Origin of the sequence: Gordonia sihwensis NBRC 108236, assembly GCF_000333035.1 — a bacterium.
GTDB classification, from domain to species: domain Bacteria; phylum Actinomycetota; class Actinomycetes; order Mycobacteriales; family Mycobacteriaceae; genus Gordonia; species Gordonia sihwensis.
This window is the reverse complement of the sequence record NZ_BANU01000008.1, coordinates 182,171-208,373: the sequence shown is the minus strand read 5'-3', so window position 1 is coordinate 208,373 and position 26,203 is coordinate 182,171. Positions and strand designations below refer to the sequence as shown.

General features: G+C 66.9%; 28 protein-coding genes and 1 pseudogene. 18 read left to right on the top strand and 11 right to left on the bottom strand.

What is annotated here, in order from left to right; genetic code table 11:
* Positions 1-58: 58 nt before the first annotated feature.
* The 3 genes from GSI01S_RS06435 to GSI01S_RS06425 form a co-directional block, all read right to left on the bottom strand.
* Positions 59-1,351 carry an alkane 1-monooxygenase gene (locus GSI01S_RS06435; RefSeq protein WP_006895666.1) on the bottom strand — a complete coding sequence of 431 codons (1,293 nt, stop codon included), beginning with the start codon at positions 1,349-1,351 and terminating at the stop codon, positions 59-61.
* Between the two features lie 206 nt (positions 1,352-1,557).
* The gene (locus GSI01S_RS06430; RefSeq protein WP_006895665.1) at positions 1,558-2,358 is read right to left on the bottom strand and encodes a mycofactocin-coupled SDR family oxidoreductase; all 801 of its coding nucleotides are present in this window, start codon (positions 2,356-2,358) and stop codon (positions 1,558-1,560) included.
* A gap of 136 nt (positions 2,359-2,494) precedes the next feature.
* On the bottom strand, positions 2,495-3,607 hold the full coding sequence (locus tag GSI01S_RS06425; RefSeq protein WP_006895664.1) for a CaiB/BaiF CoA transferase family protein: 1,113 nt from the start codon (positions 3,605-3,607) through the stop codon (positions 2,495-2,497).
* 184 nt (positions 3,608-3,791) lie between these two features.
* On the opposite strand from GSI01S_RS06425, the gene mftE reads away from it, so the two are divergent.
* The 4 genes from mftE (at position 3,792) to GSI01S_RS06405 (ending at position 8,286) form a co-directional block, all read left to right on the top strand.
* Positions 3,792-4,505, top strand: coding sequence for a mycofactocin biosynthesis peptidyl-dipeptidase MftE (mftE, locus tag GSI01S_RS06420; protein WP_039867067.1), 714 nt, complete (start codon positions 3,792-3,794; stop codon positions 4,503-4,505).
* Positions 4,502-5,917, top strand: coding sequence for a mycofactocin biosynthesis glycosyltransferase MftF (mftF, locus tag GSI01S_RS06415; RefSeq protein ID WP_006895662.1), 1,416 nt, complete (start codon positions 4,502-4,504; stop codon positions 5,915-5,917). The genes mftE and mftF overlap by 4 nt, the downstream gene beginning before the upstream one ends.
* An 18-nt stretch (positions 5,918-5,935) precedes the next feature.
* A complete protein-coding gene (gene mftG, locus GSI01S_RS06410) occupies positions 5,936-7,246 on the top strand; it encodes a mycofactocin system GMC family oxidoreductase MftG (RefSeq protein ID WP_006895661.1) in 1,311 nt (436 codons plus the stop codon).
* A 200-nt stretch (positions 7,247-7,446) separates the two neighbouring features.
* Positions 7,447-8,286 (top strand): PIG-L deacetylase family protein, encoded by an 840-nt coding sequence (locus GSI01S_RS06405; RefSeq protein ID WP_006895660.1) that lies wholly within the window; start codon positions 7,447-7,449, stop codon positions 8,284-8,286.
* On the opposite strand, the gene GSI01S_RS06400 is transcribed toward GSI01S_RS06405, so the two are convergent.
* From GSI01S_RS06400 to GSI01S_RS06370, 7 genes are all read right to left on the bottom strand, one after another.
* On the bottom strand, positions 8,265-8,930 hold the full coding sequence (locus GSI01S_RS06400; RefSeq protein ID WP_006895659.1) for a vitamin K epoxide reductase family protein: 666 nt from the start codon (positions 8,928-8,930) through the stop codon (positions 8,265-8,267). The two genes, GSI01S_RS06405 and GSI01S_RS06400, sit on opposite strands and share 22 nt — an antisense overlap.
* A 6-nt stretch (positions 8,931-8,936) precedes the next feature.
* Positions 8,937-9,686: a DsbA family protein gene (locus GSI01S_RS06395; RefSeq protein WP_006895658.1), complete on the bottom strand. Its 750-nt coding sequence runs from the start codon at positions 9,684-9,686 to the stop codon at positions 8,937-8,939.
* Positions 9,687-9,824: 138 nt separating this feature from the next.
* The gene (locus GSI01S_RS06390) at positions 9,825-10,316 is read right to left on the bottom strand and encodes a hotdog fold domain-containing protein (protein WP_006895657.1); all 492 of its coding nucleotides are present in this window, start codon (positions 10,314-10,316) and stop codon (positions 9,825-9,827) included.
* An 11-nt stretch (positions 10,317-10,327) separates the two neighbouring features.
* Positions 10,328-11,761, bottom strand: coding sequence for a wax ester/triacylglycerol synthase domain-containing protein (locus tag GSI01S_RS06385; protein ID WP_006895656.1), 1,434 nt, complete (start codon positions 11,759-11,761; stop codon positions 10,328-10,330).
* Between the two features lie 96 nt (positions 11,762-11,857).
* Positions 11,858-13,288: a wax ester/triacylglycerol synthase domain-containing protein gene (locus GSI01S_RS06380; RefSeq protein ID WP_081598078.1), complete on the bottom strand. Its 1,431-nt coding sequence runs from the start codon at positions 13,286-13,288 to the stop codon at positions 11,858-11,860.
* A 14-nt stretch (positions 13,289-13,302) separates the two neighbouring features.
* Positions 13,303-14,466: a lipid II:glycine glycyltransferase FemX gene (locus tag GSI01S_RS06375; protein WP_231875644.1), complete on the bottom strand. Its 1,164-nt coding sequence runs from the start codon at positions 14,464-14,466 to the stop codon at positions 13,303-13,305.
* Between the two features lie 150 nt (positions 14,467-14,616).
* The gene (locus GSI01S_RS06370; protein WP_006895653.1) at positions 14,617-15,984 is read right to left on the bottom strand and encodes a wax ester/triacylglycerol synthase domain-containing protein; all 1,368 of its coding nucleotides are present in this window, start codon (positions 15,982-15,984) and stop codon (positions 14,617-14,619) included.
* Between the two features lie 452 nt (positions 15,985-16,436).
* Here GSI01S_RS06370 and rpsJ point away from each other — a divergent pair, with 452 nt between their 5' ends.
* The 11 genes from rpsJ to rpsQ are packed head-to-tail and all read left to right on the top strand — an operon-like array spanning position 16,437 to position 21,699.
* Complete coding sequence (gene rpsJ, locus GSI01S_RS06365) at positions 16,437-16,742, top strand: 30S ribosomal protein S10 (protein WP_003938093.1); 306 nt, start codon at positions 16,437-16,439, stop codon at positions 16,740-16,742.
* Positions 16,743-16,758: 16 nt separating this feature from the next.
* Positions 16,759-17,415 carry a 50S ribosomal protein L3 gene (gene rplC / locus GSI01S_RS06360; RefSeq protein WP_006895652.1) on the top strand — a complete coding sequence of 219 codons (657 nt, stop codon included), beginning with the start codon at positions 16,759-16,761 and terminating at the stop codon, positions 17,413-17,415.
* Positions 17,412-18,071, top strand: coding sequence for a 50S ribosomal protein L4 (rplD, locus tag GSI01S_RS06355; protein ID WP_006895650.1), 660 nt, complete (start codon positions 17,412-17,414; stop codon positions 18,069-18,071). The genes rplC and rplD overlap by 4 nt, the downstream gene beginning before the upstream one ends.
* Positions 18,072-18,073: 2 nt before the next feature.
* Entirely contained in the window at positions 18,074-18,379 is a 306-nt protein-coding gene (gene rplW, locus GSI01S_RS06350; protein ID WP_006895649.1) for a 50S ribosomal protein L23, read from the top strand.
* Positions 18,380-18,411: 32 nt separating this feature from the next.
* The gene (rplB, locus tag GSI01S_RS06345; protein ID WP_006895648.1) at positions 18,412-19,248 is read left to right on the top strand and encodes a 50S ribosomal protein L2; all 837 of its coding nucleotides are present in this window, start codon (positions 18,412-18,414) and stop codon (positions 19,246-19,248) included.
* A gap of 17 nt (positions 19,249-19,265) precedes the next feature.
* A complete protein-coding gene (rpsS, locus tag GSI01S_RS06340; RefSeq protein WP_006895647.1) occupies positions 19,266-19,547 on the top strand; it encodes a 30S ribosomal protein S19 in 282 nt (93 codons plus the stop codon).
* Positions 19,548-19,549: 2 nt separating this feature from the next.
* Positions 19,550-19,957, top strand: coding sequence for a 50S ribosomal protein L22 (rplV, locus tag GSI01S_RS06335; protein WP_006895646.1), 408 nt, complete (start codon positions 19,550-19,552; stop codon positions 19,955-19,957).
* A 3-nt stretch (positions 19,958-19,960) separates the two neighbouring features.
* Positions 19,961-20,767: a 30S ribosomal protein S3 gene (gene rpsC, locus GSI01S_RS06330; RefSeq protein ID WP_006895645.1), complete on the top strand. Its 807-nt coding sequence runs from the start codon at positions 19,961-19,963 to the stop codon at positions 20,765-20,767.
* A 4-nt stretch (positions 20,768-20,771) separates the two neighbouring features.
* The gene (rplP, locus tag GSI01S_RS06325) at positions 20,772-21,188 is read left to right on the top strand and encodes a 50S ribosomal protein L16 (RefSeq protein ID WP_006895643.1); all 417 of its coding nucleotides are present in this window, start codon (positions 20,772-20,774) and stop codon (positions 21,186-21,188) included.
* On the top strand, positions 21,188-21,421 hold the full coding sequence (gene rpmC, locus GSI01S_RS06320) for a 50S ribosomal protein L29 (protein WP_006895641.1): 234 nt from the start codon (positions 21,188-21,190) through the stop codon (positions 21,419-21,421). Before rplP ends, rpmC begins: the two co-directional genes overlap by 1 nt.
* The gene (rpsQ, locus tag GSI01S_RS06315; protein ID WP_006895639.1) at positions 21,418-21,699 is read left to right on the top strand and encodes a 30S ribosomal protein S17; all 282 of its coding nucleotides are present in this window, start codon (positions 21,418-21,420) and stop codon (positions 21,697-21,699) included. Before rpmC ends, rpsQ begins: the two co-directional genes overlap by 4 nt.
* A 453-nt stretch (positions 21,700-22,152) precedes the next feature.
* Here the strand turns inward: rpsQ and GSI01S_RS20665 are convergent.
* Positions 22,153-22,725, bottom strand: a pseudogene (locus tag GSI01S_RS20665) (glycosyltransferase family 2 protein); the annotation flags it as partial.
* 197 nt (positions 22,726-22,922) lie between these two features.
* Between GSI01S_RS20665 and GSI01S_RS06310 the strand changes: the two are divergent.
* From GSI01S_RS06310 to GSI01S_RS06300, 3 genes are read left to right on the top strand one after another with little or no spacing between them, the layout of a single operon-like run.
* On the top strand, positions 22,923-24,413 hold the full coding sequence (locus tag GSI01S_RS06310) for an ATP-binding cassette domain-containing protein (RefSeq protein WP_006895638.1): 1,491 nt from the start codon (positions 22,923-22,925) through the stop codon (positions 24,411-24,413).
* Positions 24,413-25,231, top strand: coding sequence for an ABC transporter permease (locus tag GSI01S_RS06305; RefSeq protein WP_006895637.1), 819 nt, complete (start codon positions 24,413-24,415; stop codon positions 25,229-25,231). Before GSI01S_RS06310 ends, GSI01S_RS06305 begins: the two co-directional genes overlap by 1 nt.
* On the top strand, positions 25,228-26,088 hold the full coding sequence (locus tag GSI01S_RS06300) for an ABC transporter permease (RefSeq protein ID WP_006895635.1): 861 nt from the start codon (positions 25,228-25,230) through the stop codon (positions 26,086-26,088). Before GSI01S_RS06305 ends, GSI01S_RS06300 begins: the two co-directional genes overlap by 4 nt.
* The last annotated feature ends 115 nt before the right edge of the window (positions 26,089-26,203 follow it).

Here is a 26,203-nt window from a genome sequence, read left to right as displayed (position 1 = left end):
CGGGGCCGCCGGCCGATCACATTCGCCGAGTCACCGTCGTCAAGTCATCGCCTGGCCGTCACGTCTTCGCGTGAGTGAACCGACCCCATACGGTGTCGACGACGCCGACCGCGGGCCGCGGCGTCACGCCCCGCGGCTTCTCCCGGCCCTTCGACGGAGGTGCGATCGCGGCAGCCCGTTCGGTGGCGGGCGGCGGGAACCTCCGCAGGAGCCGCTCGCGTCGCGACGGCTGCACGTTGGCGCGCATCACGTCGCCGCGGTAGTGAGCCACCACGCGCGGGTCCATCACGCGTCGCCACAGGGGAGGCATCAGTGCCAGCAGCAGCATCGCCGCGTAACCGGCCGGCATCTGCGGCGCGGTGTCGTACGACCGCAGCGCTTGATAGCGGCGCCGCGGATTTGCGTGATGGTCCGAGTGGCGCTGCAGATGGTAGAGGAACAGGTTGCTGCAGATGTAGTCGCAGTTCCAGCTGTGCTCGGGAAGAATCTTTCCCGGACGTCCGTTCTCACCGACGGGCCGGAGGAGTCCGTAGTGCTCGATGTAGTTGACGCCTTCGAGGATCAGTGCCGAGATGGCTGCCTGCAGGACGAACCAGGGAAGAACGCCGGGGCCGAAGGCGATCGCGACGGCCGCTGCCAGCACCGCGGTGAGCAGCCAGGTCTGGACGACGTCGTTGCGCAGCGTCCAGAAACCCTTGCCCTGCCGCCGGAGCCGGTCGCGCTCGAGCCGGATACCCGAGCGCAGCCCGCCGAAGATCGCGCGGGGCCAGAACGCCCACAGCGATTCGCCCAGCCGTGCGCTCGCCGGGTCGCCGGGTGTCGCGACCAGGACGTGATGTCCGACGTTGTGCTCGATGTAGAAGTGTCCGTATGCGCTGGGAGCGAGCGCGATCTTGGCCAGCGACTTCTCCAGCCGCGGCTTCTTGTGACCGAGTTCGTGCGCCACATTGATCGCGATGGCGCTCGAGACCGCGATCGTCATCGACATGGCGATGCGCTCACCGGTGGCCATCGGCGCGTGCGCCAGACACCAGAAGCCGAAGAAGAATCCCGCGTACTGGACCGGAAGATAGGCGTACACGCACCAGCGGTAGTACGGGTCCGCTTCAAGACGCGCCAGAACCTCGTCGGGCGGATTCACTTGATCGAGCCGGACGAGTAGATCGATCAGAGGAATCAGTACCACGAAAACGAGGAAACCGACGGCCCAGAAGATCCCCCACGACAGATAATGAACCAGCAACCACGCGATGCCGGGGCCGAAAGCCGCCACGATGCCGAGAGGCCAGAGATAGCGTTTGCGGTCGCGCCATCGGTCGGCCTGATCCGGTTGCCGCCCCTGTCGTCGCATACCCCTCGCCTCCCCACCGCTGCCCCCAACGGCCGGTGATTTCAAGACTAACTTCACATCGGCGTCGGATACTCGGATATCGACGAGGAAAGCAGGTTCGTTATCCGGTTTTCACGCCGATGATGACCGCAGGCACGGATCTGACAGACACCGTCTTCGCATGTCAGACGAATGAGACATGCTCGGCGGACGCGGCTGCGATCGAGTCAGACCTTCGAATGACCCATGTCGATCTGGAACTCGGCGCCGGTGACCGACTGGGCCGTCGAGAGGTACAGCACGGCGTCGGACAGATCGTCGAGGCTGGCGACCGGGTAGTGGCCGAGCATTGACGGGAAGTGCATGCCGTACTCCTCGAAGGCCTTCATCGCGGAGGTGTCTTCGAGCCCCATCGGGGTGTGCACCGCGTACGGGTGGACGGTGTTGACGCGGATGCGCTTGGGCCCGAGTTCCTTGGCGGCGGTCTGCGCCAGGCCGCGCAACCCGAACTTGGACGCCGAGTACGACGCCTGCACCGGCATCGCCTTGAGGCCGGCGACGGACGAGATGATGGTGATGCTGCCGCCGTTGCCCGCGTCCAGGATCGCCGGAATGGACGCCTTCAACGTCTTCCAGGTGCCGACCAGGTTCACATCGATCACATCGGTGAACTGCTCCTCGGACAGTTCCCACGTGAGGCCCCAGGTGAGAATGCCGGCGTTGGCCACGACATGGTCCAGGCGACCGAACTGTTCGACGCCGTCGGCCACGAGCTGCTCCTGGAAGGCGAGGTCGCGGGTATCGCCCTGCCGCGCGAGGATCTTGCCGCCCGCTTCTTCGACGAGCCGGACGGTCTCGGCGAGGTCGTCAGCGGTCGACGGCGGGTAGGTCATGTGGTCGGCCACCGGGCCGGCGAGGTCCATGCCGATGACGGACGCGCCTTCGCGTGCGAACCGGACCGCGTGGTTGCGCCCCTGGCCGCGTGCGATGCCGGTGATGTAGACGACCTGACCGTCGAACTGTCCCATGCTGGTATGCCTCTCGTCACAATGCCCTGAGAGCCAAACTGTAACACGTTCTAGTCAATCGGAAACGGCCGGGACGCACGACGCCGGAGGGGCGTGCGTCGTGCGTCCCGGCCGTCGGGCCGAGTCGGAGTAGGTCTCAGTCCTGCCAGACCGTCGCCGGGTCGGTGGCCTCACGTGCGGGGCCGACGGGGGTCTGCGTGGCCGATCGCTGGAACCGCGGTGCCACCTGCGCCTGCGTGACGCCGTCGATCTCGACGAGCGTGCCGCGGGCGGCCAGGTGCGGATCGTGAGGAGCCTCGGTGAAGTCGAGGATCGGGGACGTGCAGGCGTCGGTGCCGTCGAAGATCGCCGCCCACTCGTCGCGCGTCTTGGTCTTGAACGTGTCGGCGAAGATCTGCTTCAGCTCGCCCCACTTCGCGGTGTCGAGCTGATTCGGCAGCGACGCCGGGTCGAGTTCGAGACCTTTCAGGAGTTCGGCGTAGAACTGCGGTTCGATGGCGCCGACGGCCATCCACTTGCCGTCGGAGGTCTCGTACACCTCGTAGAACGGGGCGCCGGTGTCCAGGAGGTTGACTCCGCGCCGGTCCTGCCAGAGTCCGGTGCCGCGGAAGGCCCACATCATCTGCCCGAGGACCGACGCTCCGTCGCACATCGCGGCGTCGATGACCTCGCCCTTACCTGAGGTGGCACGCTCGACCAGTGCGGCGAGGACGCCCATGACCAGGAACATCGAGCCGCCGCCGAAGTCGCCGACCAGGTTCAACGGCGGGGTCGGCTTCTCGTTCGGGCGGCCGATGGCGTGCAGCATTCCGGTGAGCGAGATGTAGTTCATGTCGTGTCCGGCGAGGTCGGCGCGCGGACCGTCCTGACCCCAGCCCGTCATCCGGCCGTAGATCAGCCCGGGGTTCACCGCGTGCAGATCGTCCGGACCGAAGCCGAGCCGCTCCATGACCCCGGGGCGGAAGCCCTCGATGACCACATCGGCTTTGGCGACCAGGTTGAGAATGGTCTCGCGATCGGCCGGGTTCTTCAGATTGGCTTCGATGACGCGGCGGCCGCGCAGCATGGCGTCGGCGTTCCGCTCCGGAGACGGCAGTTCGCCTGGTCGCTGGACGCGCACGACGTCGGCGCCGAGGTCGGCCAGCAGCATCGCGGCGTGCGGTCCGGGGCCGATGCCCGCGAACTCGATGACGCGGATGTCGGCGAGGGGGCCGGAACGTCCGGACGGCCGGCGGGTGGGAGTAGACACGGGGAGGACTCCGTTCACAGGTATCACCACGACCTGACGGCGTGGTCTGGGTCACGTGCGGTCGTCACTATACACGTGTACCGGATTCGCACTGATGGTGTCAGTGGTTCGGATGAGGCGCGCAGACCGGCAAAAGGGCCCCAACGGTTCCCTAGCCAGGGGGCACGTCGGTAACGTTGTCGCAATGACACCGGCGACCGAATTGGCGTCCCGGACGTGGCATGAACTGGTCGGGGCCGAGCCGACGTTAGTCGTGCCGGTCGGGGCTGTCGAACAGCATGGCCCGCATCTGCCGCTCGACACAGATGCGCGCATTGCGGACGCCGTGTCGCGCGAAGCGGTTGCCGCACTGGATGATTCGTCGGATGTTCTGGTGGCGCCGTCGATCTCGTACGGCGCTTCGGGCGAGCACGAGGGCTTCCCGGGGACCGTCTCGATCGGGCGTGAGGCCCTCCGACTGCTGGTTCTCGAGTACGGGCGCAGCGCGATGCGCTGGGCCGGTCGGCTGCTGTTCGTGAACGCCCACGGCGGCAATGCGCACGCGATCGCGGACGCCGTCGCGCGGTTGCGCTACGAGGGACGCGACGCGGCCTGGTTTCCCTGTGCGTTCCCGTCGGCCGACGCGCATGCCGGCCTCACCGAGACGAGCGTGGTACTGGACCTCGCGCCGGAGTCGGTCCGCCGGGACCTGCTCGCGGCCGGGAACACGGCGCCGATCGCCGAACTGCTCGATCCGATGAGAAAGGGTGGCGTCGCGGCCGTCTCGGCCACCGGAGTGCTCGGCGATCCCACTGCCGCGAATCCGGCGCTCGGTCGTCGGCTCCTTGCGGACCTGGCCGGGCAGTTGGCGGAATCGGTGCGTGCCTGGGACGTCGACGAGGCGGGGAGGCTTCGGTGACGCCACCGGTGAACGCCGACCTCCCGGTAGGGTTCCAGGTCCAGATCGATCCGCGCTGCGTTCGGCGCGGCGACCTCCGCAACCTGGTCGGCGGCTCGCCGCTGCGGGTGCTGAAGCTCTCGGATGCAGCGCTGGGGATGACTTCCGCGGACGGTCGGATCGAAGTCAGCGACGCCGGGACGCGCAGCCTCGCCCGAACCCTGCTCGACGCCGGAATCGCACACCCGCGCCCGATGGCCGGACCCAAGGAGTGCGAGGTCACGGTGGTGATCCCGGTGCGCGACAATCAGGCGGGTGTGGACCGACTCGTCGAAGCGCTTCCCGGGCTGCGGGTGATCGTGGTGGACGATGCCTCGTCGCGGCCGATGACTGTTCCCGACGACGAACGCCTCCGTGTGATCCGGCTGGAGGTGAACGCGGGGCCCGCGGCCGCGCGCAACGCCGGTTTCGACGCCGCCGACACCGAGTTCGTCGCCTTCCTCGACTCAGACACCCGCCCGTGCGGTGAGTGGCTGACGATGCTGCTGAGTCACTTCTCCGACCCCGCGGTCGCGATCGTCGCACCGCGGATCGTCGGACTCGGCGACACCGCGGGCCGCGACGGACGGACGCCGGTGGCGGCCTACGCGAACAGGTACTCCTCACTGGACATGGGGCCGAATGAGGGCCCGGTGCGGCCGGGCACTCCGATCGCGTACGTGCCGAGCGCGGCGATGGTGGTGCGTCGCGCCGCCTTCGCCCGGTTCGATGAGTCGCTGCGTGTAGCTGAGGACGTCGATCTGTGCTGGCGCACGCACGCGGCCGGTTGGGTGGTCCGATACGACCCGGTCGCGCACGTCGCACACGACCATCGGCAGTCGCTCCGGGCGATGCTCGACCGCCGTCGCTTCTACGGCACCGGCGCGGCTGAACTCGCGAGTCGGCATGATCGGTTGGCCGCTCCGGTGATGACGAGCATTCCGCTGGCGGTCGCGGTGGTGTCGCTGCTGACTCGGACCAGGATCGGCCTGGGAGTGGCGATGCTGGTCTCCGGCTGGATCTTCGGTCGCATCCGGAAGCCGCTCGCAGGCGTGCCGGCGCGTGACCTCATCGCAGCGCGCAACGTCGGCCGAGCGCTGGGCTACGGTGTCCTGCAGATCTGGTCGGCGGCCCTGCGTCACTACTGGCCGCTGTCGCTGCTCGGTCTGGTGGTCTCGTCGCGATTCCGACGGTGGTTCCTTGAGGCCGCGGTGGCCGAGGCTGCGGTGATGTGGTTGCGATCCCGGATCGCCGAGCCGTCGTCGCCGATGGTGGAACCGGTGGGGTACTCGGTGATCCGGCGGCTCGACGACTTCGCCTACGGACTCGGCCTGTGGCAGGGTGCGGTGACCAATCGCGACTGGTCGGCGCTGCGGCCTGTCGTCACCCGCTGACACGGACCGCGTGAGGCGATGAGCGGCCACCGGGCGCGTGCCGTCGAGACCGCCGACGTGGTCGTCGTGGGAGCGGGCAGCGCCGGGTGCGTGGTGGCCGATCGGCTGTCGCGCGATGCTGGCAGGAAGACCCTGCTTCTCGAGGCGGGGCATGCCCTACCTCCGCGTACGGCGGTGACCGCGATGAGCCGGCTGCCGATCGCGCCGGGAAGCGAGCGCGTGCGGCGAGTGCGGGAGCGGCGCGGACGCGATGTGGTGCGCGGCTATGGCGCCGGCGGGTCGTCCGCGGTCAACGGCGGCTATTTCCTGCGCGGACACCGCGACGACTATGCGGCGTGGCCGTGGCCGGCGAGCCGGATCGACGACGCCTTCGACGTGCTCGACGGCGGTGCCGCCGGGGGCGGGGTGATGCGCGTGCGGGAGGTTCTCGACGGCGAACTCGGTCCGGCGGGGTCGGCCTTCGAGACTTATTGGCGAACCCGCGTGGCCGCGGGACCCGAGGGCGCTTGGCCGGTGGTCGGCGTGAATCGGGTCCGCAGCAACAGCATCCGCGACGGGGGAGTGTTACGGCGGTGGACGGCGATGGAGGCCTTCGCCCCCGCGGTCCGAGGCGGGAGCGAGGTGATATCGCTGGCCTCTGCGGGTGGACGGGTGACGGGAGTGCACACCGCCGCCGGGCGCATCGACGCCGCCACCGTGGTGCTCACCGCGGGCACGCTGGGCACGGCAGAGCTGGTGTTGCCGCTGCTGGGCGGGGAACTGTCGGTGTACGAGCATCCCGAATCGCTGGTGCGCTTCGCCGCTCGGCGCCCCCTCCGGACGCAGGTGCTGCTGCCGACCGTGGTGCACACCGCAGACGGCCTCGAAATCCGCTGCTACAGCGATGATTTCGCGTCGTTCATCGATGGGATTCCAGCCGGGGGCGTCCCGATCGGAGTCGCGGACATGACTCACGGCACCACCGGGCGCATCGGCATCGAGGGCGATGAGGTGGTGATCGATCTCGGTGTGCCCGACGCCGGCGGTCTCGAGCGGTTGTCGGAGGGAGTTGACGAGGTGCTGGAGATGCTGCACTCGCCGGCGTTCGACGGCCTCGTCGAGCCGGGATCGGTGACGGTGGATCCGGTGGTCGGGCTGTCGTCACATGCCTGGGGGACGCTCCCGCTGGGGGCGACCGTGGCACCGGACGGTTCCGTTCACGGCGTTCCCGGGCTCCACGTCGCCGACGGGTCGGTGCTGCCCGCGCCGCTGCGTTCGGGGCCGCACGCGAGTGTGATGGCGACGGCGGCGCTGATCGCCGAGGAACTGGTGGCGGGCGAGTCGGTCTGATCTGCCCGCGCCGAGTCGGGCGATCAGATGAAGTTCGTCGCGCCGCTTCCGGAAGGTCGGAGAAGGTCGGCACCGGATCGGCCGGAAACCGCAGTTCACGGGGGTTCTCTGCTGTAAAATCCGTTGGCCTGCCTGGTCAGCGCATTATCCGGCTGAACGACCGATTCTGATGGTCCACACCGGCCATTAGCGTCGGCGCGATGATGAGTGAGCGCGATTACCAAGAGCGGTCGCTGGCGGCGGTGATGAGCGGTGAGGCGAGGTGTGCCTTCCTCTTCGCACACTACGACGACAGCGTCTTCGACGCCTTTCACGCCATGGCGCATGCGAGCGGCGGAGCCATCGACATAGTCCTGTGCACCGAGTGCCCACGGGGTCGATGGGGCGAGTTCCGTCGACGATCGCTGCCGCCGGCGCTTCGCAACTCATTGCCGGTGAAGGTCGCGGCCAGATTCGTGGGCCGTCCGGTATTCGCCGAGTGGGACTACTACTGCGGACTCGCACTGACACCGGCCGAAGTGATCGACGTGCGCAGAGCCGAGCACGCCGCGGCGTGTGCAGCGGCGGGCGTACCGACGTTCGCCCTGGGCGATTACGAGGTGCAGTACTCGCGGTCGAGCCGCACGCGCTATCGACACGCGGTCGACGCGGCGACGGCACTGCTTCGGGATCACGATGTTCAGACGATCGTCACGCACCCCGCCTCCGCTCGTCATCCGGATCACCGACGCACGCATCGGTTGGCGCAGGAATGCCGCGAGCGCACCGGCGTCGATCTGGTGACGGTGTGCGAGCGGCCGTACACGGTGTGTTCGGAGGCCGACGGGTGCCGGGAGGTCGAGACCGACTCGGCGCTCGTCGCCTCACTGCTCCCGCTGGCGGATGAGGAGTGGGCGGGAAAGCTGGCCGCGACCAACGAGTACCGTACCCAGATCGGCGGACTCGAGAAGACCTTCGGATCGGCGTGGATGGACCGTGACCGACTCGGCGTCGAGTGCTATCACAGCCTCTGCGGCTCTCAGATCAGCGTGCGCCAGTAGTCCCAGAACTGGACGGTGATCATGGCGATCACGACCACGTAGTAGACGGGCAGCGCGATCCACAGCCACTCGCGGGCCGACCGGCCGCCGCGCGAGTCGGGCAGCACGCGCGAGATGCTGAGGATCAGCACCACCGGCATCAGCGTCCACACCACCATGCAGTACGGGCACAGCGCGTGAATGCGGTAGAGGCTCTGGAAGATCAAGTAGCCGACGAAGACCTGGCCGAGTGCCGAGACGACGGCCTGTCCGGCCCAGTACCAGCGTGGCAGTCGGACTCGTGCGATCGACAGCACGGCGGTCACCAGGATCACCGCGAAGGCGGGCAGGCCGAGCAGCGGATTCGGGAATCCGAAGAACTTGCCCTGATCGGTCACCATCACCGATCCGCACGAGATGATCGGATTGATGCTGCACGCGGGCGTGAACGACGGATCGATGAGCAGTTGGATGCGGTCGAGCGTCAGTGCGACCGCGGCAGCCATCCCGAGAACACCGCACACCAGCAGCACCCAGGCGGCCACCACGGGCACCGGGCGACGCTCTCGCCAGAAGCCCCGGGGGGCGGGCGGTGCGGTCTCAACGTCGCTCGCCGTGACTACGGGCGAACCGTCCTCGATCTCGGCCGGCGTCTCATCCGTCATGGCGGGCTACTTCGCGAGGGCCGCGTTGACGGCGTCGGTCAGGCCCTGCGGTCCCGCCTGCGGGTCGAACTGCTGTCCGTTGATGCGGATCCACGGAGTGCCCTGGAACTCGGGATTGCTTGTCGTGTCGGCGGTCTGCTTGGCCACCCACTGACCGAACTGGTTGTTCTCGATGCAGTCGGTGATGCCTTCCGCGCCGGCCTGCTTCGCGAGCGAGATCAGTTCGCTGTCCGGGAGTCCGGCGCCGCCCTCCTCGGGCTGGTTGGTGAAGAGGAGATTGTGGAACTTGAGCCAGATGCTCCAGTCGCCGTTCTTGGCGGTCGATTCGGCGACGCACGTGGACGCGTTCATGGCGCGGCTGGAGTAATTCGTGGTCGACATCCGGTCGAGGAATGCGATCGGGTGGTAGTCGACAGCGACCTGCGGGTTCTTCTCGAGTTCGGCGAGGGTGCCGCCGAAGCTCTGCTCGAAGGCACGGCACCCGGGGCACTGGAAGTCCTCGACGGTGGTGATGACGACCTTGGGCTCCGTGCCCGCCGGCGCACTGGTGATCCGGATGGAGCCGTCCGGCCGCATCACGGTGGGCGTGTCGGAACCGCCGGTGGTCGAGGCGCTGTCCTTGTTGTGGTTGATCGCCCAGAACGTGACGCCGACTGCGATGACGATCAGCACCACCGCCGCACCGATTTTGTAGATGAGGGAACGGCGGCGCTCGGCCTGCCGAGGATCGATGACGGTCCGGTTCTTCTGGGCCACGATTCTCTTCCTCCGCTATCGCTCAGCGAGTCTCCGGCCACCCTGTGTGTCCGGCGGTTACGAGTGCAACCCTACTGGCAGTCGACTGAGAAACTCATTACAGACCTGCGGAAAGGACCAAGGGCGTGCCTGATTCGGTCACTTCGGCGTCACCCAGGTGGTGATGTCGCAGTGGACCACCTCGGTTCCCGCAGTATCGAGGATCCGGATCGTGACCATCACTTCACGACCCTCGGTGATGGTCGAGAAGTCCACCGGTTCGGCCAACTCCGCGTGGGCGGTCAGTCGCGTGGTGGCCTTGGCGAGGTACTGCGTGCTCATCGCCTTGGGGATCCAGCGGTGCCCCGTCGGCACGGTGGCCTCCATCAACATCCCCATCGCGGTCTCGGCGAGATTGCAGGCCGCGATGGCGTGAAAGGTTCCGAGGTGGTTGTGAACGCCGAACCAGTTGGGCGCCGAGACACGGCAGTATCCGGGTTCCATCTCCTCGACGAGCGGGAGAATGGTGCCGAAGTACGGCACGCGCGCGACCATGCCGAGCGAGAACAGTGCGTTGCCGAGCCGACCACCGGGCAGACGCTTGCGGAGGGCGTACGTCGCACTGTTGGTGTTACCGGGAGTTGCAGTCATGAGTTCCGATGCTATCGGGCAGTCGCGCCGAGCGCGGCGTCGCGCAGTCCCTCATACGAGCTCCGCAACGCGGCTGCATACCGCTCGGGGTCGGGAATCAGATCGCGGTCGCAGAGAGCGGTGATCCCCATCCATTCACCTGCCACATTGTGGGCGTGTGAGAGGCCTGTGCCGTTGAGCGGACCGAAGACGACGCTGCACGCGCGGGAACGGCCGAAGAACTGCGGGTCGAAGGGCAGCCGAAAGCTGGTCATGACGGAGGTGTTGAACGGTTTGCCGTCGGGTTCCGTGCGCCTCGGATACCCGCGAGCGTCTTCCCTCAGTCTGCGCAACGCGCGGGCGACGAACCCCGGCGGCACATATCTCGCGGTGATGTCGTCGGCCGTGGCCTCGATCGGGTGACTCAGCCGCTCGCGTTCCCCGAGCACGGCGTCATGGACCGCTCGAAGCCGTTCGAGCGGGTCGACAACCGTGCTGTGCAGGTCCACCGTCATCATGACGAACCGGTTGTTGCCTTCGGTCGTGTCGTCTGACGCGAGCGAGCCGTCCGCGGTCTTCGGTCGCACGGTCATTGGAACCGAAGCGACCAGAGATCCCGCAGGTGTTGAACCGATCGCGTCGAGGTAGTCGTGCATCGCCCCACCGATCACGGTGAGGGCGATGTCATTGATCGTCGCCGAGCCGGCAGCACTGCGAATGTCGCGTACCTGCTGCCAGGGAAGGTGAGTGGCCACTACTGCCCGGCGCGGTCCGACGGGCCCATCGATCGGCGTAGGCGTCGGTTCCGAAGGAGGCAATGGATAGTCGGCGTCGCCGCGCGCCGACTCCAACTCGGCGAGAGTTCGGCGGTGTTCATCCGCCGCGCTGATGAAGTCGCCGACCGAGCGGCGGATCCGGCGGAGTATCGCGTGGCCGCGGTCGCCGGGGACGGAGATCGGGGCGAACGGTCCATTCGCGCCGGGGAGTTCGGAGCCGAACAGCGCGGCGTAGATGGTCTGCATCTCGATTCCGTCGGCCGCGGCGTGGTGCACGCGCAGCGTGATCGCGACGCCCGATCGCCTGACCGGGCCGAACCCGTCTGGGCAGGGAATGACGTGGACCTCCCACAGCGGTCGCGTCAGGTCCATCGGGGTCTCGGCCAATTCCCCGAGCAACCCGAGCACGCCGCTTTCAGAGACGGCAGGGTGAAGGAACACGTGGTGCTCGAATCGGAAGTCGTCGTCTTCGATCCACACGGGATAGTCGAGGTCGAGAAATGACCGCTTGAGACATCTGCGGAAGATCATCCCGGTGGTTCGAGCGCGGAACCAGTCCGTCACGGCCTCGGCGGGCAATTCCGTGGCAGGGTCGTCGACGACGAAGAATTGGGTGGCGACGTTCATTTGGCGCGACCGCGGTCCGTCCGTGTATACGAACAGGGCGTCTTTGGGTTGCAGACGTGCCATCGAGGACTCTTCCGATCGTGACGGTGGGGAGTCTGCGGACGTGGGCCCGGGGCGGAGAGCAGGCACGGCCGGTGGACTTGGGGCGATCGCCCGATGTTATCCGGCAGTGGTGCCGAGGGTGGCGTTCCGGAGATCTGCGTATGCCGCATCGAGCGCTGACGCGTACTCGGACGGGTCCGGTACGAGATCGGTATCGCACAGTGCTGTCACACCGCACCAGTCGTCGCCGGCACCGTGTGCGTGGGAGATGCCAGTGCCGTTGAGTGGCCCGAATCCCAGCCCGCAGACCTGGCGGCAGTCCAGGAGGCGGAGTTCGAACGGCAGCCGGTAAGCAGTCATCACCGACGTATTGAAAGGTCGGTCGTCGGGCTCGTCACGCCGTGGATAGCCGCGGGAGTCTTCTGTTCGTCGTCGCAGTGCCCGGATCAGGAAGCCGGGCGGTACGTAACTGACGGTCGCATCCGCGGATGCCTCGGCCCGGTGGCTGAGCCTGAGGCGCTCGCCCAGCACTGCGTCGTGGACCGCTCGCAGCCGGGCGATCGGGTCCGGTTGGGTGCTGTGGAGGTCGACCGTCATCATGACGAACCGGTTGTTGCCCTCACCATCGTCGTCGGTCACGGTGCCGTCGGCCTCCCGTGGCCGTACCGTCATGGGAACCGACGCCACCAGTGAGCCTTCCGGCGGGCTCCCGACAGCGCAGAGGTAGTCGTGCATCGCCCGGCCGATCACGGTGAGAACAAGGTCGTTGACGGTGGCCTCGCCGGCACTGCGGCGGATCTGTCTGACCTCCGTCCACGGCCAGTAGACGACGGCCACGCCACGCTTGGGGCCGACCGGACCGTCGATCGGGGTGACGGTCCGGTCTGTCGGCGGCACCGGGTAGTTTTCGGCGGCGCGCACCGTTGTTCTCTCATCGAGCGCGGCGCGATAGTCGCGAACGGCCCGACGGAAGTCAGTGATCGATCGAACCACCTGCGTGAGCGCTCCCGCCGCGGTGTGGCAGTCGGACCCCGGTAACAGCTCCCGTTCGGAGTTTCCGGCCGACGATTCCTGCCCGAAGAGACTGGCGAGGATCGCCTGGACGGCGATCCCGTCCGCAGCGGCGTGGTGGATGCGGACGGCCACGGCGAAGCCCTGGTCCGCTATCGGGCCGAATCCGTCGGGGCACCTGCTCACATGGATCTCCCACAGTGGACGGGACAAATCCATAGCGGATTCGGCCAGTTCTCCGAGGAAATCGAGGAAGCCGTCCGAGGTCATCGGGTCGTGGATGAACAAATGGCGATCGAGACGGAAGTCGTCGTCGTGCACCCAGACGGGGTACTCGAGGTCGAGCATCGACCGTCGGAGCCTGCGGCGAAAGAGTGGCCCGCGCGTGCGTGCGGCGAACCACTCGTGCACGGCGGACTCCAGCGGCAGGTCGTGATCAGCGGCGCTCACGAAGAAACCACAGCACACGGTGATCTGACGAGATCGCGGTCCGTCGGTGTAGACGAACATCGCGTCCTTGGGCTGTAGGCGTTCCATCGTGGGACCTCGGTTCAGTGGCGCAGCAGTGCGCGGACGGAGTTCGCCGGAGCCCACCGAAACCAGTCCAGGTCGGGGTTGGCGATGACAGGACGGCGGCGCAATGCCGCTATGCCAGGCGACCGGGCCATCGTCATGAGGACGTGGTCGGCGGTGTCGAGCAGCACGGTGCGGAGCCTGCTGACGGGACGTTGGTAGCAGCCGACGTAGTCGACGACGTTCTTGCTGAAGCTGAGCTTGAATTGACCCACCCCGTGGAGTGGGTGCTCGGGTGTGTCGAGATGAGCGCGAGAGGGCGACCCGTACAAGTCGTACTCGGTGCAGCCGTTCTCGCGCGCCCACCTCATGATCTCCCATTGGACGGCGTGCCCGGCGCCGGTGGTCCCGAGGCCGCTCGAGGAACTGTCGTCCGATGCACTGCGCACGGAGGCGCCGGTCAGGTAGAGGGCGCGATGACCGAATCTGAGTGCGAAAGCCGTGGCGACCACCTCTCCTCGCCGGCGGGCGAAGAACAACTGACCGGCGCCGGACTTCTGCAGGTGCTGGTACGTCGTCGTCGCAGTGTGGAGATCGGGTATCCCGAATCGTCCGTTCGCGGTGGATCGGAGGAGATCGAAATTGATTCGGCAGTTCGCATCGGTCGCCTCGACCCGCTCCACCACCACATCCTCACGGGTCGCACGCTTGATCCATCGCCGGGCCCGCGTGCTGAATCTGGCCAGGACATCCTCGTCCGTGCCACTCAGATCGACCAGGATGGTGTGCTCGATGGTCCAGGTCATCGTCCGACTCAGACCGTGTGCGATCAGGGTAGCCTCAGCCTGCTCGGAGGCGGGAATATACGGATCGACGCGAATCGTCATCACGCCGAGTTCAGCAGCCAGCGGGGTGAGTGAATCGACGACGAGAACGAGGTCCTCGACCGAGGTGACACCCGGACCGGGGATCTGCCAGTAGTCGCCGAGCGTCGGGACAGTCGCGACCACAGCCAACACAGCCAGGTCGCCGACCATCAGATATTCGACGTGATGCCCTGCGAGCTGCTGGGTGTGTGCGAACGCGCGAGACCGGAAGACCGAACCTCCATCGGGGTTGGCGCGGATCAGGTCGTCCCATCGCTCGATCTCGCCGGCTGTCGCCTGTCTGGCCTCGCCGAGGGCGAACGTCGCGTTCTTCACATCTGTATCCGACTTACACATCCCGCGCTTCTCGGTGCTGCGCCTCTTTCTGAAAACGCATGAGAATGCAGCCTATCGCCGCCCTGGGTACGCGGTCAGTCGCACGTTCGGCCCAATTCCGTCCGCGGAGACGGGGCGGGCGCCCGGAGTTCAGTGGATGGTGTTCACGCAGGCGTCGGTGAGAACGGCAGCGTGATGACGGAGCTTGCCGAGGTAGTCGTCCAAGTCGCGCAACGCGCTGAGGTCTGCCGTCACGTTGATCGTCAGCCGGTCGCCGAGCGAGGTGACCACATGCTGCAACGTCATCCGATCGCCGATGTTGAGCCACATCAACTGGTCGATCACCGGATCACCGAGGAAGGTGGCGTCGACGAGATCGCTGCGGACGTTGGAGATCAGCGTGGCGGCGGTGCTCGCGGCCGGGGAATCGACGCCTGCTTCGGCGACGCCGGATCGCTGAGCCCGTTTCCTGGACAGACCGAGGACAGTCGGTGCGAGCCGAGTCTGCAAGGCGCGGAAGGCGATCGCATCCTCACTGCGGACCCGCGCCTTGGCAGCCGCGGTCGAGGCGTGTACTCGCCGGAGCCGCTCGATCGGGTCGGATTCGTCGCCGTGCAGTTCCACGATCTCCTCGGAGAACGAGTTGGCGTCAGCGGTCAGATCGTCGGCCTGGAAGGGCGACGCGGCGTACAGCGGCACCGCCGGCTCGCCGCCGTCGAGCTCCGTCAAGGTCTCGAACAGCGCCCGGCCGATGATCGCGGTGACCGCATCGTTGACGGTGGCTCCCGGAACAACGTCGCGGACCGCGCGGACCTCGCGCAGACTCAACGGCACCGAACCGATGTGAATCGGTCCGCGCAGGGCGTGGTTGAAGCGCGTTCCCCGGGGGAGTTCGACCGACTTCAGGTTGGCCGCGTGCCGTGACAGACCCGGCAGCGCCGCGAGATGACGCACCAGTGCGGCCGGGATCGACAGCGCCGATCTCAGGTTCCCGGGCGGTCGGTGGCCGGGGACGGCCGGAGCGGGCACCGGCTCGTCGCGCATCGCGCGGCGCATGACCGCGGCGATCTTGGTTCCGTCGCCGGCCGCGTGATGGGTGCGCAGCACCACCAACGTGACAGGTTCGGAGTAGTCGAGACCCATGCCGGTCACGCCGGTGATCACCGTCAGATCCCACGGCGGCCGCGACAGATCGACCGGCGAGGACACCAGTTCCGCCACGATCCGCTCCGCGCCCGCCGGCTCGCCGCCGTCGACGACCCGGATGTGCGCGGCGACGTCGACCGACGGATCCGTGACCCAGTGCGGCAGGCCGGCGTGGCCCCATGAGTGCCGCAACGTGCGGGTGAACATCGGCCAGCAGTCGAGTCGCTCTCTCATCCAGGCGGCGACACGGGAGACGTCGAGTGACTCCCCGGTGGTGGCGACGACGTCGCAGTGAATGACGGACGTGACGGCGGGGGTCAGAGCGACGGTGTCGCGGACGCTCAGCGGGACAGCATCATGAATGTCGGTCATACAGACGACAGTAGTGTCGTCTGTTCAGACTATCTCGCGAAGTGCGGGACGTCAGTCGCGAGTCACCCACGGAATCGGGCGCGTCGGCGGATTTGAGCTCATCGGCGGGGTGGTGCATACTATTCAGGTTGCCTCGCGTAGGGGCGAACAAACTTCCAGGACCGCAAAGCGCGGATCCGGGCGTGTAACGCGGGACCCACAGTGTGGGCTCGGATGAATTCTCATCCGGGGAACCGGACCGACACGCCCGACCGCGGGTGCCGGAGGCGAAGCCGACGAGAGTCGGCAGCCGGACGAGAGTTCGGCACCGTACAACGACAGTAGAACAGCGTCGATCCGCCAAATGTCAAGGCGTGGTCATGTGGCATCAGTTGCCGCCCGTGAGTGATCTCGGGTGTGGAGTCACGCGGTGTTGTGCTGTCGAGAGATGAACAGACGGAAGAGGACACAGCGTGGCGGGACAGAAGATCCGCATCAGGCTCAAGGCCTACGACCACGAGGCGATCGACGCTTCTGCGCGCAAGATCGTGGAGACCGTGACCCGCACGGGTGCGCGCGTGGTCGGCCCGGTGCCGTTGCCCACCGAAAAGAACGTGTACTGCGTCATCCGTTCGCCGCATAAGTACAAGGACAGCCGCGAACACTTCGAGATGCGCACGCACAAGCGACTCATCGACATCCTCGACCCGACGCCGAAGACGGTCGACGCGCTGATGCGCATCGATCTCCCGGCGAGTGTCGACGTCAACATTCAGTGACGGGGGATTGGATCAAATGAGCAATCAGAATGCAACCAAGGGCATCCTGGGCACCAAGCTCGGCATGACCCAGGTTTTCGACGAGAACAACCGGGTCGTCCCGGTGACCGTCATCGCGACCGGCTCCAACGTCGTCACCCAGCTGCGCACCGCAGACCGTGACGGCTACACCGCCGTTCAGCTCGCGTACGGCGCCGTCGACCCCCGCAAGGTGAGCAAGCCGGTCGCCGGCCAGTTCGCCAAGGCCGGCGTCACCCCGCGCCGCCACCTCACCGAGATCCGTGTCAACGACATCTCGGAGTTCGAGGTCGGCCAGGAGCTGGGTGCCGACATCTTCGCCGAAGGCGTGAAGGTGGACGTAACCGGTACTTCCAAGGGCAAGGGCTTCGCCGGTGTCATGAAGCGTCACGGCTTCGCCGGTCTGGGTGCCAGCCACGGTGCGCACCGCGTGCACCGTTCGCCGGGCTCCATCGGTGGCTGCGCCACGCCGGGTCGTGTCTTCAAGGGCACCCGCATGGCAGGCCGCATGGGCTCCGACAAGGTGACCACGCAGAACCTGACCGTCCACAAGGTGGACGCCGAAGCCGGTCTGCTGTTGATCAAGGGCGCGATCCCCGGCCGCAAGGGCGGCATCGTGGTGGTCCGCGACGCAGTGAAGGGTGGCGCCAAGTGAGCACCGAAACCGCAACCAAGCTGACGCTCGACGTCCGCAACGCCGACGGCACCACCAATGGCACCGTCGACCTGCCGGCCGAGCTCTTCGACCAGACCGCGAACATCGCGCTCATGCACCAGGTGGTCGTGGCCCAGCAGGCCGCCGCCCGCCAGGGCACGCACTCGACCAAGACGCGTGGCGAGGTCTCCGGCGGCGGCGCCAAGCCGTACCGCCAGAAGGGCACCGGCCGCGCTCGTCAGGGCTCGATCCGCGCTCCGCAGTTCACCGGCGGCGGCACCGTTCACGGTCCGCAGCCGCGTGACTACACGCAGAAGGTCAACAAGAAGGTCAAGGCCGCTGCGCTGCGCGGCGCCCTGTCGGACCGTGCTCGCAACGAGCGCATCCACGTGGTGACCGAGCTCGTCGCCGGCCAGACCCCGTCGACCAAGGCTGCTCGCGAGTTCCTGGCGAAGCTGAGCGAGCGTCGCAAGTTCCTGGTGGTGCTGTCCCGTGAGGACGTCACCGCGTGGAAGAGCGTCGCCAACCTGGGCAACGTCCTGCCGATCGCGCCGGATCAGCTCAACACCTACGACGTCCTCGACTCGGATGAGGTCGTGTTCAGCGTTGAGACCCTGAACGCCTTCATCGAGCAGAACCAGAAGAAGGAGGCCTAGGAATGGCTACGCAGGCAGACCCGCGTGACATCATCCTGGCGCCGGTGATCTCGGAGAAGGCTTACGGGCTGATCGAAGACAACGTGTACACGTTCCTGGTGCACCCGGATTCGAACAAGACTCAGATCAAGATCGCCATCGAGCAGATCTTCGATGTGAAGGTCTCCAGCGTCAACACCGCCAATCGTCAGGGCAAGCGCAAGCGCACCCGTTACGGCTACGGCAAGCGCAAGAACACCAAGCGCGCCATCGTGACGCTGTCCGCTGACAGCAAGCCCATCGAGATCTTCGGGGGAGCGGTCTCCTGACCGCCCGCGAAGAAGAGTAGGGACTAAGACTCATGGCAATTCGTAAGTACAAGCCGACGACGCCGGGCCGTCGCGGATCGAGCGGTGCCGACTTCTCCGAGGTCACCCGTTCGCATCCGGAGAAGTCGCTGGTTCGTCCGCTGCACAGCACCGGCGGCCGCAACGCTCACGGCCGGATCACCACCCGCCACAAGGGTGGCGGCCACAAGCGCGCCTACCGTCTGATCGACTTCCGTCGTAACGACAAGGACGGCATCAACGCCAAGGTCGCGCACATCGAGTACGACCCCAACCGCACCGCGCGCATCGCGCTGCTGCACTACGTGGACGGTGAGAAGCGCTACATCCTGGCGCCGAAGAACCTGAAGCAGGGCGACGTCGTCGAATCCGGCCCCAACGCCGACATCAAGCCGGGCAACAACCTGCCGCTGCGCAACATCCCGACCGGTACCCAGATCCACAACGTGGAGCTGCGTCCGGGCGGCGGCGCCAAGATGGCTCGTTCGGCCGGCGCCTCGATCCAGCTGCTGGGCAAGGAGGGTCCGTACGCGACCCTGCGCATGCCCTCCGGTGAGATCCGCCGCGTCGACGTGCGCTGCCGCGCCACCGTCGGCGAGGTCGGCAACGCCGAGCAGAGCAACATCAACTGGGGCAAGGCCGGCCGTATGCGCTGGAAGGGCAAGCGCCCGACCGTCCGCGGTGTCGTCATGAACCCGGTCGACCACCCGCACGGCGGTGGTGAGGGCAAGACCTCGGGTGGTCGCCACCCGGTGAGCCCGTGGGGACAGCCTGAGGGCCGCACCCGCAAGAACAAGGCCAGCGACAAGATGATCGTCCGTCGCCGTCGTACCGGCAAGAACAAGCGATAACTAGGAGGAGGTAAAAAATGCCACGCAGCCTGAAGAAGGGCCCGTTCGTCGACGACCACCTCCTGAAGAAGGTGGATGCACAGAACGAGAAGGGCACCAAGCAGGTCATCAAGACCTGGTCGCGCCGCTCGACCATCATCCCCGACTTCATCGGTCACACCTTTGCGGTCCACGACGGTCGCAAGCACGTGCCCGTGTTCGTGTCCGACTCGATGGTGGGTCACAAGCTGGGCGAGTTCGCTCCCACCCGTACCTTCAAGGGTCACATCAAGGATGACCGGAAAGCGAAGCGCCGGTAACCATGACTACTGAGACTGAAAACGCAGTGCAGAGTGCACGGGCGACCGCGAAGTTCGTTCGCGTGACCCCGATGAAGGCACGCCGCGTCATCGACCTGGTTCGCGGAAAGAACGTGGACGAGGCTCTCGACATCCTGCGGTTCGCGCCGCAGGCGGCCAGTGAGCCGGTCTACAAGGTGCTCGCCAGCGCGGTCGCGAACGCTGAGAACAACGTGGGCCTGGACCGCCGGACGCTCGTCGTCTCGGAGGCCTTCGCCGATGAGGGCCCGACCCTGAAGCGGTTCCAGCCGCGTGCACAGGGCCGCGCCTTCCGCATCCGCAAGCGCACCAGCCACATCACCGTGGTCGTCGCCGCTGCGGAGAACGGCGGACGTGCTCGTTCGCGCCAGCAGAAGAAGAAGGGAGCCTAAACAGTGGGCCAGAAGATCAACCCGCACGGCTTCCGGCTGGGCATCACCACGGACTGGAACTCACGTTGGTACGCCGACAAGCAGTACGCGGAGTACGTCAAGGAAGACGTCGCGATCCGCAAGCTGCTGAGCACCGGCCTCGAGCGCGCCGGCATCTCCAAGGTGGAGATCGAGCGCACCCGTGACCGCGTCCGCGTCGACATCCACACCGCTCGTCCGGGCATCGTCATCGGCCGCCGCGGCGCCGAGGCCGATCGCATCCGCGGCGACCTGGAGAAGCTGACCGGCAAGCAGGTGCAGCTGAACATCCTCGAGGTCAAGAACCCCGAGGCCGACGCACAGCTCGTCGCGCAGGGCGTCGCCGAGCAGCTCAGCAACCGTGTGGCGTTCCGCCGCGCGATGCGCAAGGCCATCCAGTCGGCCATGCGTCAGCCGGGCGTCAAGGGTATCCGAGTCCAGTGCTCGGGTCGTCTGGGCGGTGCCGAGATGAGCCGCAAGGAGTTCTACCGCGAGGGACGCGTGCCGCTGCACACGCTGCGCGCCGACATCGACTACGGGCTCTACGAGGCACGTACCACCTTCGGCCGCATCGGCGTGAAGGTGTGGATCTACAAGGGCGATATCGTCGGCGGCCGTCGTGAGCTGGCCGCAGCCGCGCCCGCCGAGGATCGTCGCGGACCGCGTCGTCCGAGCCGTCCGCGCCGCGACGCGCGTGGTGGCCAGGGCGGTCGCAGCAGCGACGCTGCGCAGGCTCCGGCCGCCGACGCCACCGCGTCCGCTCCGGCGTCTGCAGAGAACCAGGAGGGCTGAGGCCATGTTGATCCCTCGCAGGGTCAAGCACCGCAAGCAGCACCACCCCAGCCTGAAGGGCCGGGCCAAGGGCGGAACCAAGGTCACCTTCGGTGACTACGGCATCCAGGCTCTGGAAGGTGCGTACATCACCAACCGTCAGATCGAGTCTGCTCGTATCGCGATCAACCGCCACATCAAGCGTGGCGGCAAGGTCTGGATCAACATCTTCCCGGACCGCCCGATCACGAAGAAGCCCGCCGAGACCCGCATGGGTTCCGGTAAGGGCTCGCCCGAGTGGTGGGTGGCCCCGGTGAAGCCGGGCCGCGTGCTGTTCGAGATGAGCTACCCCAATGAGGAGACCGCTCGCGAGGCACTGCGCCGCGCACAGCACAAGCTCCCCATGAAGACCCGAATCGTGACCCGAGAGGAGCAGTTCTGATGGCACTCGGAGTCGCTGCTTCTGAGCTCCGTGAGCTCAGCGATACCGACCTGGTCGCGCGCCTGAAGGAGTCGAAGGAAGAGCTTTTCAACCTTCGCTTCCAGATGGCCACCGGTCAGCTCGACAACAACCGTCGTCTGCGCACCGTGCGCCGCGAGATCGCGCGTGTCTACACCGTGATGCGTGAGCGCGAGCTGGGCCTCGCGTCCGGACCGGAGGGTGAAGACGCATGAGTGAGGACCAGAAGGTGAACACCGAAGATCGCGCCAGCCGCAAGGAGCGGATCGGCTACGTCGTCAGTGACAAGATGACCAAGACCATCACGGTCGAGCTGGAGGATCGTACGCGTCACGCGCTGTACGGCAAGATCATCCGCACGACCAGCAAGGTCAAGGCGCACGACGAGGAGCAGATCGCCGGCGTCGGCGACCGCGTCCGGATCATGGAGACCCGACCGCTGTCGGCGACCAAGCGCTGGCGTCTGGTCGAGGTGCTCGAGAAGGCCAAGTAGGCCCGATCCGCGCTTCGCGTACGACGAACATACGACCGCCCGTCCCGGGATTCCGGGGCGGGCGGTCGTCGTCGTGTGTGCGGAACGTGTAAGGGCCTCGTTTCCGCGGATGCGGGCTAGCGCGGGAGTTCGGCGTTCGAGTCCGAGTCGTGGCGCCCGGTGATCCGGTCGTCCTCCGCGACCAGTAGTCGGCGGAGCGCGTAGCGGCCCGTCTCGGGGTCGTAGGCCCGGTGGGGGGAACCACGTGAGCGCGAAGCCGATCCGCTGGGCCCACACGTTTCGCCGGGCGATCCACATTCTGTCGCCCATCCCGCGAGCGCGATAGTTGTTGTACAGCAGACCGGAATAGCGCCAGAAGGAGCGCCAGGAGGTGCGCAGTCGTCGGGCCGGCGTGTCGACGGCCATCCCGACGATCAGGGAGATGCTGAATCCGGCTTCCAAGAGCGCGAACGTGAGATCGGCGTCCTCGTGGATGTCGAGGCGTTCAGTGACCAGAGGCCGGGTCGACTTCCACGCGGCAGAACGCAGCACTAGGTTCAAGCCGGGAAGGAATTCCAGATCCGGAATCGACTTTCCATCCGCGGAGAGCTTGGCCGACTTCGCGATGGTCGATTCGATCGACGCTTCCATCCGATGACGGAGCGGAGAGTCACGGTAGACCACTGGTCCGGTGGCGGCCCCCACAGACCCGGGTGCCTCGGCGAAATACTCCTTGATGGACCGGGCCCACCCCGGGCGGACGTGGGTTTCCGCGTCGAGCCTTCCGATCAACTCTGAAGTGGCGGCCTCGAATCCGGCGTTGCGCGCGTAGAAGACGCCAGCGCGGGCTTCGTGTATCACGCGAATCACCGGGTTCTCGGCCGCGACGCGTTCCGCGATCTCGGCCGTGGCGTCGGTGGAGGCGTTGTCCACAACGATGATCTCGTCGATGTCCTCGGCCTGGAGCAGGAGGAGATCGAGTGTCTGCTGAAGGTTCGCCGCCTCGTTGTACGCGGGAATGACGACGGTGAGTGTGGGCAGGGTCATATGCCAGATTTTGTCATTGCCCCGATCACCGCTTACGGTCAGGTCGGCCTCACCTCGTCGTCGCGACGAATGATCCTCCGGGTCGATCCGGCGACGCTGCCCGATCCCGAGGTGCACTGTCGATATACTGCGGGCGCCACCGCTCAGCGGTGCCGGGCATCGACAGCCGATTGCCGCAACCGACTAGTTAGGACACCATGCCGGACGCTGGCCACAGGCGTGACGACGAATCGAATGCTCTTCGAAGCGGCGCGGAGCCACTGACGTCTGGCTCGGATGAGCTGTCCGACGTGCCCGGATGGGGATCCGACGACGACGATCCCGTCGCCGAACAGTTGCGGGCATGGCGCTCCGAACTCGGTACGGGGACGGCCGGACCCGCGCCGTCGGCTGAGCGGGCGAATCCGACCCCGGTCCCGCGCGACGAACCGCAGGAGACGGTGCACGAGTCGCGTCACTCCACGCCGAAGGAGGAGTGGACGCAGAACCCGATGACGGCGCCGTGGCTGCTCAACGGACTCGGCTTCCGCAAGGAGGAGCCGGAACTGGTGGAGCAGCGGCCGCGCCGCGCGCCGCGGATGCCCGAGGGCCGCAGCGCCGCGTGGGACGTCATCTCCGCGCAACAGCCGGTGGTGAAGCCGGCCGAACCGGAGATCAGCCCGGAGGAGGCTGCGCTCTCCGCTGCCCGTACGGTCTCGTTCCCGGCGCTCGACATGGTGCCCATCGGGGAGAAGGCCGGTCCGGTCGAATACGCGATCGAGGTCGATGGCCTGCGCAAGGTCTTCAACGACATGGTCGCCGTCGACGATGTGAGCTTCAAAGTGCCCAAGGGCAAGATCGTGGCACTGCTCGGACCCAACGGCGCCGGGAAGACGACCACGGTGAGCATGCTGTGCACCCTGCTGCGACCCACCTCGGGTACGGCGACCGTCAACGGATACGACGTCCTCAAGGACGCGGCGCAGGTCCGGCGGTCGATCATGCTCACCGGGCAGTTCGCCGCGCTGGACGAGTCGCTGACCGGGCGTGAGAACCTCGTGCTGTTCGGCCGGCTGATGGGACTGCGGAAGCCCGCGGCTCGGGCCCGTGCCGACGAGCTGCTGGAGTTCTTCTCTCTCGTCGCGGCGGCCGACAAACGGGTGGGCCAGTACTCCGGTGGCATGCGGCGGCGCATCGACATCGCCTGCGGGCTCGTCACCGAACCGAAGGTGGTGTTCCTCGACGAACCGACCACGGGCCTGGATCCGCGCAGTCGGCAGGACGTGTGGGAACTGGTGGAACAGCTGCGCGATTCCGGCGTCACCATCTTGCTGACCACCCAGTATCTCGAGGAAGCCGACATGCTGTCGGACAACATCGTGGTCATCGACAAGGGCCGGGTGATCGCCGAAGGCACCTCGGACGAGCTCAAAGCAGCGACCGGTGCGGCCTACTGTGAGGTGACACCCGCGCACCCGGCGTACCTGCCGCGGCTGCGGGCCCGCCTGGCCGATCTGCTCGGCGCCAACGCCAAGGACGACGGAGAGACGATCTCCGTCCCGGCGCCCGACGGTCCGGACACGCTCGCCGAGGTGATCCGGCGGACCGAGGCGGCACGGATCCCGCTGGCCGACATCGCCTTGCGCCGGCCTTCGCTGGACGAGGTGTTCCTGGCGCTGACTGATCCGAACAAGGACCGGGGCGCCTGATGGCCCACGAGGCGACCGTCGCTCCGCGGTTGTTCGGTCCGGACGGCGCGACCGCGCAGATCAGTCCGGTCCAGCAGTGGTGGACGCTGACCGGACGCGGACTGCGCAAGGTGGTCCGCAACGGCGAGATCGTGCTCGCCTTCCTCTCGCCGGCGCTGCTGGCGCTGTGCTTCTATCTCCCGCTGCGCAAGATCATGAATGCGCAGATGGACATGAACTATGCGCAGTACCTGATGCCGATCATCTTTCTGCAGTCGCTGGAGTTCACTGCCTCGTCGGCGGCGATGCGCTCGTCCTTCGACGGCTCGGAGGGCGTCAACACCCGCTTCCGCGCGATGCCGATGCGACCCGCGGTGCCACTGCTGGCGCGCACGGCCACCAATGCCGTGCTTCTCACGGTCTCGCTCGTGTGCGCCACCGTCGCGACCCTCATCATGGGGTGGCGGCCCGGCGGGGGAGTCACCGGAACTCTCGCGCTCTACGGAATCGGGGCGTTGATCGGTCTGCTGCTGGCGACGGTGGCCGACGGCATCGGCCTGATCGCGGGCAGCCCGCAGGCCACCAGCCAGACGATGGGTCTGCCGACGCTGATCCTGGGCATGCTGTCGACGGGATTCGTTCCGGAGGAACGGTTCCCCGAGTGGATCCGGCCGTTCGCTCGAAACCAGCCGATCTCCCAGTTCGCGGGAGTGATGCGTTCGGCCGACGACGGCACGCTGACGTGGCACCAGTTGTTCCCGTCGGTGTGCTGGATGATCGGGCTCGCGGTGGTCGCGGCCATCCTCCTCGGGATCTACATGCGGAGGAACGCGCGATGACCGATCAGTCGAGCACGGCGCCGGGCGCCGGGGAGACACAGGAAGCGATGGAGTTCCCGCCGGTGCAGTCGCCCGCGGAGACATCGCTGCGCGCCTGGATCACGCAGTCGGCGATCCTGACCGGCAGGCAGGTGATGGTGCTGGCGCGAGACATTCCGACACTCACCCAGATCCTGCTGTTCCCCGCGCTGAGCATGATCATGTTCAAGGTGGTGCTGGGCGACGTGATCGGTCAGGCGACGGGACAGAACAGCGCGTACGGCACCGTGCCGCTGGTGGTCCTGGTGGCGGCGATGTTCGGTTCGGTGGCGTCGGCCACCCGGCTCAACGTGGAGCGGCGCAGCGGGTTGCTGAGCCGGTTGTACGTGATGCCGATCAACCGATCGGCGGATCTCGCATCGCGGGTGGCCGCCGATTCGGTGCGAGTCCTGATCACTTCGGCGATCCTGCTCGCGGCGGGCCATCTCATCGGATTCCGGTTCACGCAGGGTGTGGGACCGGCCGTGGGACTGTTCGTGGTCGCGATGGCCTACGGCGCCGCGTACGGGATGCTCGCGCTCGCCTTGGCGGTGAACGCCGCCCCCGGTGCGCCGCTGGTGCCCTATCTCGGACTGTTGTCGAGCCTGCTGATGTTCTTCAATTCCGGATTCTCGCCGGTGGAGGCGTACCCCGATTGGCTTCAGCCGGTGGTGCAGAACCAGCCGATGACGCCTGCGATCGAACTGATGCGTTCGCTCGCCGCGGGCGGGCCGCTGATGGACAACGCGATCAAGGTGGCGTGCTGGGTGATCGGCATCTTCGCGGTCACGATTTATCCCGCTTTGCGCGGGTATCGCAAGGCTGCGGTGGGACACTGAGCGGTGTCGTGAGACGCGAGGCGGCCGACTCCGGCCCGGGGGTGGAATCCAGGCGGTTTCCGTCTACGCCGTAGGCGGGCTTAGAATTGACCACTTTGGGTACGAATATTTACGA